13 protein-coding genes are annotated in these 13064 nt (G+C 34.0%); 10 read left to right on the plus strand and 3 right to left on the minus strand.

Features of this window, described 5'->3' with window-relative positions; all coding sequences use genetic code 11:
- Positions 1-541 precede the first annotated feature (541 nt).
- Positions 542-1174, plus strand: a complete 633-nt coding sequence (locus J8281_RS16960) for a hypothetical protein (RefSeq protein WP_210198851.1) — start codon at positions 542-544, stop codon at positions 1172-1174.
- A gap of 680 nt (positions 1175-1854) precedes the next feature.
- Positions 1855-2361: a histidine phosphatase family protein gene (locus tag J8281_RS16965; RefSeq protein WP_210198852.1), complete on the plus strand. Its 507-nt coding sequence runs from the start codon at positions 1855-1857 to the stop codon at positions 2359-2361.
- 9 nt (positions 2362-2370) lie between these two features.
- Here J8281_RS16965 and J8281_RS16970 read toward each other — a convergent pair whose 3' ends face one another.
- A complete protein-coding gene (locus J8281_RS16970; protein ID WP_210198853.1) occupies positions 2371-3123 on the minus strand; it encodes a DUF6503 family protein in 753 nt (250 codons plus the stop codon).
- Positions 3124-3485: 362 nt separating this feature from the next.
- Between J8281_RS16970 and smpB the strand changes: the two genes are divergently transcribed.
- Positions 3486-3941 carry an SsrA-binding protein SmpB gene (gene smpB / locus J8281_RS16975; protein ID WP_210198854.1) on the plus strand — a complete coding sequence of 152 codons (456 nt, stop codon included), beginning with the start codon at positions 3486-3488 and terminating at the stop codon, positions 3939-3941.
- Positions 3942-3947: 6 nt separating this feature from the next.
- On the opposite strand, the gene J8281_RS16980 is transcribed toward smpB, so the two are convergent.
- A complete protein-coding gene (locus tag J8281_RS16980; protein WP_210198855.1) occupies positions 3948-4589 on the minus strand; it encodes a protein-L-isoaspartate(D-aspartate) O-methyltransferase in 642 nt (213 codons plus the stop codon).
- Positions 4590-5071: 482 nt separating this feature from the next.
- Between J8281_RS16980 and J8281_RS16985 the strand changes: the two genes are divergently transcribed.
- From J8281_RS16985 to miaA, 7 genes are all read left to right on the plus strand, one after another.
- Positions 5072-6034 (plus strand): Gfo/Idh/MocA family protein, encoded by a 963-nt coding sequence (locus tag J8281_RS16985; protein WP_210198856.1) that lies wholly within the window; start codon positions 5072-5074, stop codon positions 6032-6034.
- Between the two features lie 45 nt (positions 6035-6079).
- Complete coding sequence (locus J8281_RS16990; protein ID WP_210198857.1) at positions 6080-6967, plus strand: 3-hydroxybutyryl-CoA dehydrogenase; 888 nt, start codon at positions 6080-6082, stop codon at positions 6965-6967.
- Positions 6968-6988: 21 nt separating this feature from the next.
- A complete protein-coding gene (locus J8281_RS16995; protein ID WP_210198858.1) occupies positions 6989-8227 on the plus strand; it encodes a DUF1015 domain-containing protein in 1239 nt (412 codons plus the stop codon).
- 104 nt (positions 8228-8331) lie between these two features.
- Positions 8332-8994, plus strand: coding sequence for a YggS family pyridoxal phosphate-dependent enzyme (locus J8281_RS17000; RefSeq protein ID WP_210198859.1), 663 nt, complete (start codon positions 8332-8334; stop codon positions 8992-8994).
- Positions 8995-9162: 168 nt separating this feature from the next.
- Positions 9163-10533: an exonuclease domain-containing protein gene (locus J8281_RS17005; protein ID WP_210198909.1), complete on the plus strand. Its 1371-nt coding sequence runs from the start codon at positions 9163-9165 to the stop codon at positions 10531-10533.
- 41 nt (positions 10534-10574) lie between these two features.
- Positions 10575-11411, plus strand: coding sequence for an ion transporter (locus tag J8281_RS17010; protein WP_210198860.1), 837 nt, complete (start codon positions 10575-10577; stop codon positions 11409-11411).
- Positions 11404-12309, plus strand: a complete 906-nt coding sequence (gene miaA / locus J8281_RS17015; RefSeq protein ID WP_210198861.1) for a tRNA (adenosine(37)-N6)-dimethylallyltransferase MiaA — start codon at positions 11404-11406, stop codon at positions 12307-12309. Before J8281_RS17010 ends, miaA begins: the two co-directional genes overlap by 8 nt.
- A gap of 39 nt (positions 12310-12348) precedes the next feature.
- Here miaA and J8281_RS17020 read toward each other — a convergent pair whose 3' ends face one another.
- Positions 12349-13062 carry a response regulator transcription factor gene (locus J8281_RS17020; protein ID WP_210198862.1) on the minus strand — a complete coding sequence of 238 codons (714 nt, stop codon included), beginning with the start codon at positions 13060-13062 and terminating at the stop codon, positions 12349-12351.
- Positions 13063-13064: the final 2 nt, after the last annotated feature.

Consider the following 13064-nt stretch of genomic DNA (forward strand, 5'->3'; position numbering starts at 1 on the left):
TCCCCCAAACCCCCTCTTTTCAACATCATTATCGACATTTATTATTAGTTTTATTTTCAGAAAACAAATCTAAAGGCACCGCTACGGTGAAACTTAAAAATACAACGTAGTGCTTGGTTTTGCAGTAGTTTAAAGCCATAATAGATTTTCTAATGCATAAAACGGGTTAAATACTCACAATGCATTATGGAAGGAATAGTAACAGAAGTGACAATTCGAATGATTTTTTGTAATAACCTCTCGACTCCGCTCGAAATAACATGAAGAAAAATCAGCCTACCTTCAATTTAATTGGGGTATCGAGAATAGCTTTTTGGATCCAAAATCCTATGTTGTCCTGAACTTGTAGAAGGGCTCGACACACTTGTTCCTTTGGTAGAAGTATGCTAATTGACTGATTTTTAATAAAAAATCAAAATGCACGATGTGTGCTTTAATTATAATAATTACGGTTTTACCGTAGTTATTAACAACTATGCCTGTATCACGGTTAATAACTAAATCTAGAAAGAAAAGCGCTTTTAATTACATTGCACCTATAATGAAACCAACCGTATTTATTTTTTTTCTAATAGGAAGTCTCTGTTCGGGTCAAAAAAAAATTGGCCCTCTTTCAGATATTTCTAATAAGTATAAATTAATACGAGAACTAATAGCGTCTAATGCACTTAGACAGTACCATACCGACTATTCTTGTGATGAAACGTCAGAACAGGGTTCGCTTACATTTTATTTTAACAGTAGAGAGCTAAAGCATATTTTACATACCTATAAGAAAGGACATGTAGCATTTAGGGATGAGTATTATGTGTGGAATGATGAATTATTCTTTCAATATGCAATACATGATGTTACTTATAAAGATTACAAAAGAAATACATACGGTAAGCGCCAATTAGCAGATGTATCTCTAACTCTCGAAGAACGCTTTTATTTCAAAGATCAAAAGGTGATCAAATGTCAATTCAAAGACTATGAAAATAGAAGTGATCGCTCTAAAAAAATAAAAACGAATCATGTGCCTAATAAAAGTGTGGGCTGTGATCAAGCGACACAAGCTCTCGAAAAATATAAAACTTTACTACAACATAGCCATCTAAAAATCGAAGATGCTTGCAATTTACCACGTAGCATTTCGAATGCTGCTTCTGAAATAATTGCAGGAGAAATGTAGTGTTATTTTTAATGTAAAATACGCCCTTCGGTTTATTTTCTGGTACATCCAAAGAAAAGATGTTATACTCAAATCCGGATTATGTATTAGAATTTCGTAACGAGGGTTGAAATACCACGACAAAGTATTGCTTTGGGCGAGATGTAGCGTTGGAAGAGTGTTTTCTCAATTTTAGCATAGCAGTTTACCCTGAGCGGAGTCGAAGGGCTACGGTAAAATTGAAAAATACAGCGCAGCGTTTGTTTTTGAAGGTATTTCAAGCCATAATAGATTTTATAATGTATAATCCGTGTTAAAACTTCACAAAGTGTAACATTTACTTTTTTTGTAAGTCTATTATAAATAGACAACCACTTAAACAAGCCACATGAAACCTTCTGACGGCATTAAATCCTCTAATAAGAAGAGAAGTTACTATATTTATATAGGTTTTTTTATACTAGCCATTTTATCTATGATTATTGTGATATGGAAGACGGGAATGCTGGAGTAACCATCGCGTTTTGGTAGCATAGTTGATTGAAAAAGTTTAAACCTATAGTACCCATTTAAAATCCTAATGAGTACACATGACAGCATCTTTTTGTATATATTGAAATCTTTTTTCTATATTGAAAATGAAATATCCCCCGAGGCAGAGCCTGGGGGAATGCAATTGATTAAATTTCACAACATATGCTATGAAGTTCATTCCGCTTATTTTTCTACTGCTAATCTCTTTTACAGGCAATACTCAAACCGATCAAAAAGAAAAAACCACGACATACTTTTTTATACGACATGCAGAAAAAGATCTTAGCGACTCAAAGGATCGTGATCCTGCACTTACCGAAAAAGGAAAGCGAAGAGCGCAAAATTGGGCAGTGTTATTTAAAGATACAAAAATAGATTTCGTTTTCTCTACAGATTATACTAGAACTCGGGATACCGCAAAACCTATTGCCAAAAGTCAAGATGTAGACATTACACTATATGATCCAAAAGCATTAAATAACCCTGAATTTCAGGAAAAAACCAAAGGAAAAACTTGTGTTATTGTAGGTCATAGCAATTCCACTCCCAATTTCGTAAATCGCGTGATGGGACAGCAAAAGTATACTGCTATCGATGAGAGCCACTATGGTAAGCTTTTTATTGTAACTACTACAGATGAAATCGTTACCGATATCGTACTTACTGTACATTAGAAATTTTTCTCAACAACATTCCCTTTCTAAAAACACATAAATATTTTCTAATTTTATATCAGATAAGAGTTTAAGTTTTCCAGTTTCAAATACATCATCCAGATGCTTTAATTCTATTTTTAAAGTATCGGGTTTATAATTCTTGTAATTCACAAATCGAATACCATTGACAATTCGAGGATGGTAGGCTTCTCTGAACCGTATTCCACCTCCGTTTACAGCATATTTATAAGCCAGATAATCTACAGTAAAATTCTCTTTATGAATCCAGTATAAAAATTCGTCTTCAAAATCAGTTCCACCTCCTTCTTGATCAAAAGTAACTTTAATTTCATAATACGATACTCCTTTGATTACACTCTCACCGATCAACTCTTTATGCACCGCGACATCATTAAGACCAAATGGTAAAGTCGCAAAATAATGTACAGAATTTACTCCGTCACTAAGTTTAGAAATCAACGAATCCGCAACCTGCACAGTACAATTTTCAATAGTCCTTTCAAAACCAGAATTGCTGACCTTATCATTAATTATTCCTTCGGGACTGCTAACAAATCGTTCTAATTCATACAACCCCTTATTTCTTATACTTCTATATCTTTTGTTTCTGAAAGTAAAATCAATAATAGCGTTATCGTATTTTGAACCCCCGGCATTTTCAATAGTTTTATCTATAATTTCTTGTGCTGAATACTGGAACGAAAACCCTGTAAACGACGAAAACAGAAACACTACGAAAACTAACAAATATCTTATCATAATTATAATTTTAAAAAATGACCCTTTACCCCGGATAGGCTCAATCGAAAACTATTTACGAAGACGAAAAGTTATCGACTGCGCTACAGACATCTGGTAAGTTTTTAAATTACTGAAAACAATTTTTTGTAATTAAAATCCTGATGTATTTATCTACCGACCTTTAAAAATATATTCTCTTTGACGGTAAATAAAATGAATTCTTACCAAAATTGACTATAGATTTTAAAAATTAATGGATGTAGTCCTATTTTTTAAATTATACCTAAAATGAATATTTTGAGCTACTTAATGAACCTATGTATTCTTTAAAGCATTCTTTCAAGAAAGCTTCGTATGTTTGTAACCAGTTATTGAAATTTATGAATCAAAATAAAATTAACATACTTAATCGCAAAGCGAAGTTCGAATACGAATTTCTAGATAAATACACTGCAGGGATAAAACTGGCAGGTACTGAGATAAAAGCTATTCGCGAAGGAAAAGCCAATATCGCCGAAAGTTTTTGCGAATTCAATAATGGAGAGCTTTTCGTCATTAATATGCATATCGAAGAATATTCGCATGCCACTTATTTTAATCACAATCCTAAAAGCGAACGAAAATTACTTCTCAACAAAAAAGAGCTAAAAAAATTAGAAAAAGAAGTAAAACATAGCGGTCTTACCATAATCCCTACCCGATTATTTATTAATGATCGTGGATTAGCAAAATTAGCTATTGTACTTGCAAAGGGTAAAAAAATGTATGATAAACGAGAAACTATAAAAGATAGAGACAATAAAAGGGCTCTTGACCGGATTAAAAAGAACTTTTAACTCGCTTTAGCTTTTATTTTCTAAAAGAGGAACAAATTTAAATTCACCAAACTCTCTTTTTTCGAATTGTTTTTCGCTTTTACGAACAAAAAGAGTCATGATTTGTACCTTTTCACCAACTGGTATCACCAGGCGTCCATTTATTTTTAACTGACTTAATAAAGGTTTCGGCACATAAGGAGCTCCTGCAGTTACGATGATAGCGTTGTATGGCGCATGTTCTTCCAAACCCTTATAACCATCTCCAAAAGATAAGTGTTTAGGCCTATACCCGAGTTTCGACAAAAATAATTTGGTTTTCTTAAACAGTTCTTTTTGTCGTTCAATACTATAGGTTTTAGCTCCTAATTCGCACAAAACAGCAGTTTGATACCCAGAACCTGTACCAATCTCGAGTACGTTATCTCCATTTTTAATCTGTAATAATTCACTTTGAAAAGCCACTGTATATGGCTGCGAAATGGTTTGATCTGCTGCGATAGGAAAAGCTTTATCTTGATACGCATGATCTTCAAAACCAGAGTCCATGAAAAGATGTCTCGGTATTTTTTCAATAGCCGCCAGTACAGAGGTATCTTTAATTCCTTTTTTCATCAAAGTTGTAACCAACTGTTTTCTTTTTCCGGCATGTCTAAGGGTATCTTTCACTTTTCCAAGGGTATTTAGTTGGCTAAAATTACAGAAACATTTTAAAGAATTATAAACTATTTCTTTTTTAGTACTTAATTTTAATTGATTGTCCGTTAGTATACCTAAAATTTAACTGAGAAGTCATCCTGAATTCATTTCAGGATCTCATTACGTTTATTTTCAGTACATCGAGATGAGAAGCTGAAACGAGCCTATGCTGAACTCGTTTCAGTATTCAGCTTGACGAAAACCGTTTAGGTTAAATTATGCATATTCGTTTAGTTTTATAAGTTTTTTGAAGAATATTGATCTGGTTCTTTTACAATCTTAACAACTTAATTGAACATTCGTTGTCGAATCTAAAATTTAACCTGCCATCATTCTAAATACTGAAGTGGATGTAGCTTTAAACCCAATGCATAGCAGCTTATGTTAGTATTTTCAAAATCATGTACCCATTACTGTGTAAATAATACTATTTTTGTGTAAAACTTGAAATTATGCTCAAAGCTGGGGTATTAGGTGCAGGACATCTCGGTAAAATCCATTTACGACTTCTTGAACAATCTGAAAATTATGAACTTGTAGGCTTTTATGATGCCAGTACCACTCAAGCAGAGCTTATTGCTGATGAGTTTGGATACCATCTTTTTGAGTCGGTAGAAGATTTGATTGCAGCCGTAGACGTAGTAGATATCGTTACGCCTACCTTTGCACATTTTGAAGTGGCAAATCAAGCGATCCAAGCTGGCAAACACATTTTCATAGAAAAACCCATCACAAATACCGTAGCAGAGGCCGAAGCATTGATACAACTCGCTCAAAAACATCAAGTAAAAGGACAAGTGGGTCATGTAGAGCGTTTTAATCCTGCTTTTACTGCTGTAGCTGATAAAATAGACACCCCAATGTTTATTGAAGCACATCGGCTTGCAGAATTTAATCCTAGAGGAACGGATGTCCCGGTAGTCTTAGATTTGATGATTCATGACATTGATGCCATTTTGAGTGTAGTGCATTCTGAAGTAAAACATATCAGCGCAAGTGGAGTTTCTGTAATAAGCGAAACTCCAGATATTGCCAATGCAAGAATAGAATTTGAAAACGGTTGTGTAGCCAATCTTACAGCGAGTAGAATATCTTTGAAAAACATGAGGAAATCAAGGTTTTTTCAACGTGATGCTTACATTTCTGTAGACTATTTTGAAAAGAAATGCGAAGTGGTTAAAATGAAAGATGCTCCTGATCACCCCGATGATTTTGCTATGATATTGCAGAATGCCGAGGGAGTAAAAAAACAAATCTACTTTGACAATCCTGATGTTCCGTCAAACAATGCGATTCTCGATGAGCTAGACGCGTTTGCTTTGGCTATAAAAAATGATACTACGCCAATTGTTTCGCTAGAACAAGGTAAAAAAGCGCTCGAAGTAGCTTTACAAATCATAGATTGTTTTAAATAATTGTCACTAATATCAAAACACACATATACACAATAGAATACTATCATGAAGAACATTGCAGTAATAGGTGCAGGTACCATGGGAAATGGAATTGCTCATACCTTTGCACAAAAAGGTTTTAAAGTACAGCTTATAGATGTCTCTCAGCAAGCTTTAGATCAAGGATTATCCACAATATCGAAAAACCTAGATCGAATGATCGCTAAAGAAAAAATCTCTGAAACTGACAAAGAAAATACACTTGGCAACATTTCTACCTTTACCAGTATTAAAGAAGGCGTAGAATATGCAAGTCTTGTGGTAGAGGCCGCTACAGAAAATATAGATCTAAAACTCAAAATATTTGAAGAATTAAGTAGTGCTTGCCCCGAGGATACAATTTTGGCAACAAATACATCTTCTATATCTATTACTCAAATTGCTGCTGTGACCAACAAACCCGATATGGTCATCGGAATGCATTTTATGAATCCTGTACCTGTTATGAAACTCGTTGAAATTATAAGAGGATATAATACCTCTGATAAAGTCACCGAAACCATTATGGAAATGTCAAAAAAGTTAGATAAAATACCTGTAGAAGTAAATGATTATCCAGGATTTGTAGCCAATAGAATTTTAATGCCTATGATTAATGAGTCCATCGAGACGCTTTACAATGGTGTTGCCGGCGTTACAGAGATAGATACGGTAATGAAACTAGGTATGGCACACCCTATGGGACCATTACAATTAGCTGATTTCATAGGTTTAGATGTTTGTCTATCTATTCTAAATGTAATGTACGAAGGATTTAAAAACCCCAAATATGCACCTTGCCCGCTCCTTGTTACTATGGTAATGGCAGGTAAACTAGGCGTAAAAAGTGGTGAAGGTTTTTATGATTATGCTGAGAGTAGAAAAGCTGAAACCGTTGCCAAACAGTTTGTATAATAGATTATCAAAATACTAACATTGGCTAAAATTCACCCTTTTAGAGCGGTTCGTCCTACCAGAGATAAGGTAAGCCTTGTTGCTTCCAGGTCGTATCAAAGTTATACTCCGAATGAGCGCGATTCTCGAATGGATTATAACCCATATTCTTTTTTGCATATTGTTAATCCTGGATACAAATATCACAAAGAAATATCAGGAGAAGATCGTTATAAGCTGGTTCGTAACAGATACTTAGAATTTAAAGAAGACCGAATTCTTATTCAGGATGACACACCTTGTTATTACATTTACAAAATCGTAAATCGAGAACAAGAATCGTTCTCTGGGGTTATTGCGGCTACGAGTGCCAAAGATTATGAAAATAATGTAATCAAAATACATGAGGATACACTAGAAGAACGTGAAAACACATTCAAAGAATATTTAAAAACAGTAGGATTTAATGCAGAACCCGTACTTCTTACTTATCCTGACTGTGATACTATTGCTCAAATTATAGCTGCAGTAGTGGCAACCAGAGCCGAATATGAATTTACAACAACCTATCGAGACACTCATTATCTCTGGAAAATTAAAGATCAGGCATCAATCAATGAAATTAAGTGTGCTTTTTCTTCTATCGAAACGCTCTACATTGCCGACGGTCATCATCGATCATCATCGTCGTACCTACTGGCTAAGGACCGTGAGGAAAACAATCCTAATCACAAGGGTGACGAAGCTTATAATTTTTTCATGAGCTATCTCATCCCAGAATCTGATTTAAGGATATACGAATTTAATCGATTAATTAAAGATCTAAACGGCCTGTCAAAAGAAGAATTTTTAATACAATTAGATGCGAGCTTTCGTATAGAAAACAGAGGGATAGAAGTCTACAAACCTTCAAAACCACATCATTTCAGTATGTATCTGGATGGAGAATTCTATTCACTTTATCTTCGGAAAACATATTATGATTTTGATGATGCCTTAGCAGAGCTCGATGCACAAATTTTGTTTAAAAGAGTACTTCAGCCTATTTTAGGAATACATGATCTAAGAACAGATAATCGAATAGCATATTCGCATGGCAAAAATGATATTATTTCAGTAAAAAGTAGCATTGACGAAAATGAATTTAAAGTAGGATTTGGTTTATTTCCTGCGTCTGTTGATCAAATGAAAAAAATAGCAGATCAAGGCTTAAAGATGCCTCCTAAAAGTACCTATATCGAACCTAAATTGCGTAGCGGTATTACTATTTATGAGTTTTGAATACCAAATTGATTTTAAAAATTTTAATGTGAGAGCGTAGCGGTTACATACGTTCTCAATTTTTTAAGTATTTCGTTTTCTAACAATTAAAAAGAGTTAACCGTATGAATACAGTTGAAAAAAAACTTCAGAATATAAAAGATTCTTTACCTGATACTATTACTCTAGTGGCCGTATCCAAAACTAAACCTATCGCTACATTGATGGAAGCTTATACTGCCGGGCAGCGTATATTTGGTGAAAATAAAATTCAGGAAATGGTCGAAAAATGGGAAGCCATGCCCAAAGACATCCAATGGCATATGATAGGCCATGTACAAACGAACAAAGTAAAGTATATGGCTTCGTTTGTTGATCTTATTCATGCCGTTGACAGTATTAAACTACTGAAAGAGATCAATAAACAAGCTAAAAAGCATTCCAGAATCATCAACTGCTTACTTCAGATTAAAATAGCTGAAGAAGAAAGTAAGTTTGGACTATCCAAAGAAGAAGCAATTGCTCTATTGGAATCTGAAGAAATCAAAAACTTAGCTAATATTCATATTCAAGGTCTTATGGGAATGGCCACTTTTACTGATGACCAGAGTCAAATCAAAGCAGAATTTGAAAAAATTCAAACGTTGTTCAAACATTTAAAACAAAATAACCCTAATCTTAAAACACTATCTATAGGAATGAGTGGCGATTTCAAAATAGCAATCGAAACTGGTAGTACTATGGTAAGGGTAGGAAGTTCTATCTTCGGTTCTAGGAACCAGGCTTAAGGATTACTAATAATTAGTAGTGTATATTTCTTAATTAATTACTAATTTACGAATTATTGTATCGTTTATATTAAAATGAATAACTGAAACTATTCATTTTGATCGTATGCGGTTCATAAAAAATTGGGATATAATCGGTAATTAGGGAAGATTCGCGACAAGCACATGATGTACGCAATACTAGATATAGAAACTACAGGAGGAAAATATAATGAAGAAGGAATTACAGAAATCGCTATATATCGTTTTGATGGTCAAGAAATAGTTGATCAATTTATAAGTTTAATTAACCCAGAACGTCCTATCCAACCTTTTGTAGCAAACCTGACCGGCATTACTAATGAGATGCTCAAAAATGCACCAAAATTTTATGAAGTAGCCAAACGAATCATTGAGATTACTACAGACTGTGTTATAGTTGCCCATAATGCAGGTTTTGATTATAGAATACTTCAAACTGAATTCTCTAGACTAGGTTTTGAGTATAAACGACAATCGTTATGCACAGTAGAACTTTCAAAAACACTTATCCCCGATCAAAAATCGTATAGTTTAGGGAAATTAGTGCGTGGTTTGGGTATTCCGCTATCCGATAGACACCGCGCTAACGGCGATGCTCTGGCAACGGTTCAATTATTTAAATTATTACTTACCAAAGACTTAGATAAAAAAATTATTACCAAAACAGTAAGAGCAGATCTTAAGCAGCAAATCGATGACAAATTAATACGACTTATCGAAGAGGCTCCTACAAAAACAGGAGTATATTATATGCACCGAGAAGACGGGACTATCATTTATATTGGCAAAAGTAGAAATATCAAAAAACGACTTAACCAACATTTTACAAACGATGATCGAAAATCAAGGCGAATTCAACTAGAAGTTACCCAAATCACATACGAAACCACAGGAAGTGAGCTTTTAGCGCTTTTAAAAGAAAGTGAAGAGATAAAACGCAATACACCTAAGTACAATCAAAATGTAAGAAAATCAAAATTTAATCAAGCACTTTATCAATTTATAGATCACCAAGGGTTTATAAATTTGAAAATAACTAAAGTTGATCAACGAAAAAAAAGTATTACTACATTTTCTAATAAACAACAGGCCAAATCCTATTTACATCGCTGGACAGAAGAGTATCATCTTTGTCAAAAACTTATGGGATTGGATATACATAAAGGGAATTGTACCCATCATACCATTAAGCCCTGTATAGGCACATGCTTGTTATCAGAATCTCCTGAAGCATACAATACCCGAGTACAAAAATTGATAGATGATAACTCATTTGGTCAACAAAATATGATTATTGTAGATCGCGGTCGGGATATAGGGGAACAAAGTGTAGTTTTGATAGAAAACGGAAAATTTAAAGGTATTGGTTATTTTACCTTAAATCATCAAATTAATAATGCAGATATTTTAAGATCAATTATCACTCCTATGCCACACAATAAAGAGGCACAACACATCATTCAAAGTTATCTTAGAACCCATAAAAAGTTAAGAGTAGTACCTATAGCATCTATTTAATTTCTAAGTTTTAGTATTTTTGGTGAAACTATAAGACACATTTGAAAGAACATTCTAATTATAAAAACTGGAAAGAACAGCTACATGATATTATTTATGAAGCAGATACGCCATTAGGCAGAATATTTGATGTTACTCTATTGATCCTTATCCTATTGAGTATAATTTTCGTCATGCTAGAAAGCGTAAAAGGGCTATCAAACGAAATGTATACCTTTTTATATTATGCAGAATGGGTAATTACCGTCTTTTTTACTATGGAATATATTGCAAGAATCATTTGCATAAAAAAACCTTCTCGATATATTTTCAGCTTCTATGGACTTATTGATCTTTTGTCTACGTTACCCTTATATCTTTCATTTTTTGTTACAGGAACAAGTGCACTACTGGCCGTAAGAGCCCTTCGATTACTTCGTGTGTTCAGAATATTAAAGATTTCTAGATACATCGGGGAATCCAATCGACTGGTACAAGCCATAAGAGATAGTGCCGCCAAAATCTTGGTTTTCTTATTTGCGGTGTTGGTACTTTGTATTATTTTGGGTACAGTGATGTATTTGATAGAAGGAGAAGAAAGTGGTTTTAAAAGTATACCTATTAGTGTGTATTGGTGTATTGTAACGATGACCACAGTTGGATACGGGGATATTGCGCCTGAAACTCCGCTAGGTCAATTAATCGCAGCATTAATCATGATCGTGGGGTATGGCATTATTGCTGTCCCTACGGGAATTGTATCTGCAGAATATGCTTCTGATCGCGGAGCAAAGAAGATTCATCTTAATACTCAGATTTGCTCTAATTGTCACTGCGCCGATCATAGAGATGGAGCAAAACATTGTTATAAATGCGGAGAAAATCTAAATAATGAATAATTCGCTTATCGTAATTGCAGGTCCTACGGCCATTGGCAAAACTAATGTAAGTATACAACTGGCCAAAAAACTAAAGTGTGAAATTCTGTCTGCTGATAGTAGGCAATTCTACAAAGAAATGAATATCGGTACCGCTGTTCCTTCAGTCGATGAATTAAACGAGATTACGCACCATTTCATTCAGCACAAAAGTATACACGACACCTATACTGTGGGTGATTTTGAAAAAGATGCAATACAAAAACTAAATACGTTGTTTACGCAACAAAAATATGCGATTTTAGTAGGGGGATCTGGTTTGTATCTGGATGCGGTAACTAACGGATTGGATCATTTTCCGGAGGTAAATCATGATCTACGTGAAAAACTGATATCAACATACAAAAATAGCGGAATTGAAAGTTTACAAAAGCAACTTAAACGAGTAGATCCAACCTATTATAACAAAGTAGATTTACAAAACTCACAACGTATATTGCGAGCATTAGAAGTATGTCTAAGTAGTGGAAAACCTTATTCTTCTTTTTTATCGGCACCTAGAAAAAAAAGACCTTTTAAAGTTCTAAAAATAGGGATTACAGCAGACAGACCTATTATTTACGATCGTATTGAAAAAAGAGTAGACATAATGATCGCTCAAGGATTGGTAGATGAAGCTAAAAAGCTTTATGACTACAGAGCACTAAATGCCTTAAACACTGTGGGCTACAAAGAACTTTTTAATTATTTTGACGGCGTTTGGGATCTAGAATTTGCCATTTCAGAAATTAAGAAAAATACACGACGCTTTGCAAAAAGACAACTTACCTGGTTTCGAAAAGATGACCAAATCATGTGGTTTGACTATGAAGATGATTGTATACAAATTCTAAATTATATTCATAAAAAAACGCTATAAGTATATAGCGTTTTTGTATGTGGATTACCGTTATCCTCTTTAGGATTCTTCGTTACGAACTACGAGTCTAAACCCTTCTCCATGTATATTTAATATTTCAACATTTTCGTCCTTTTTCAGGTATTTTCTCAATTTGGCGATGTAGACATCCATACTGCGAGAGGTAAAATAATTATCATCTCTCCATATCTTGGTAAGTGCCAACTCTCTAGGCATAAGATCGTTGAGATGTAAAGCTAACAATCGTAAAAGTTCATTTTCTTTTGGAGAAAGCTTTACCGGATCTTCTTCTTTATAGGTTAAAAACCGAAGTTTTGAATTGAGATGAAAACCACCAACTTTAAATTCGAATTGTTTACTATCTGCTACCGATTCTGTATTTTTACGCTGCATGATGGCCTGGATTTTCATCAGCAATACTTCGCTATCAAAAGGCTTATTGAGATAATCGTCTGCACCTACTTTATACCCTTTAAGCACATCTTCTTTCATGGCTTTTGCCGTTAAAAATATAATAGGTATCTCTTCATTTTTATCTCTTATCTCTTTGGCTAGTGTAAAACCGTCTTTATAAGGCATCATGACATCCAGAATACACATATCATAGTCATCTTTTTTGAATTTTTCGAAGCCTTCCATACCATTTTTGGCATGTACCACATCGTAATCATTCATAACCAGATAATCTTTTAATACTGTTCCAAAATTAGGATCATCCTCTACAAGTAAAATCTTTTTGTTTTCTGTTTCCATAT

This window comes from Aquimarina sp. U1-2 (assembly GCF_017897595.1).
GTDB lineage: Bacteria > Bacteroidota > Bacteroidia > Flavobacteriales > Flavobacteriaceae > Aquimarina.

Coding starts and splice junctions, on each gene's coding strand:
- J8281_RS16960 (WP_210198851.1), top strand. CDS start 542: ATGAAACCAACCGTATTTATTTTTTTTCTAATAGGAAGTCTCTGTTCG.
- J8281_RS16965 (WP_210198852.1), top strand. CDS start 1,855: ATGAAGTTCATTCCGCTTATTTTTCTACTGCTAATCTCTTTTACAGGC.
- J8281_RS16970 (WP_210198853.1), bottom strand. CDS start 3,123: ATGATAAGATATTTGTTAGTTTTCGTAGTGTTTCTGTTTTCGTCGTTT.
- smpB (WP_210198854.1), top strand. CDS start 3,486: ATGAATCAAAATAAAATTAACATACTTAATCGCAAAGCGAAGTTCGAA.
- J8281_RS16985 (WP_210198856.1), top strand. CDS start 5,072: ATGCTCAAAGCTGGGGTATTAGGTGCAGGACATCTCGGTAAAATCCAT.
- J8281_RS16990 (WP_210198857.1), top strand. CDS start 6,080: ATGAAGAACATTGCAGTAATAGGTGCAGGTACCATGGGAAATGGAATT.
- J8281_RS17000 (WP_210198859.1), top strand. CDS start 8,332: ATGAATACAGTTGAAAAAAAACTTCAGAATATAAAAGATTCTTTACCT.
- J8281_RS17005 (WP_210198909.1), top strand. CDS start 9,163: ATGTACGCAATACTAGATATAGAAACTACAGGAGGAAAATATAATGAA.
- miaA (WP_210198861.1), top strand. CDS start 11,404: ATGAATAATTCGCTTATCGTAATTGCAGGTCCTACGGCCATTGGCAAA.
- J8281_RS17020 (WP_210198862.1), bottom strand. CDS start 13,062: ATGGAAACAGAAAACAAAAAGATTTTACTTGTAGAGGATGATCCTAAT.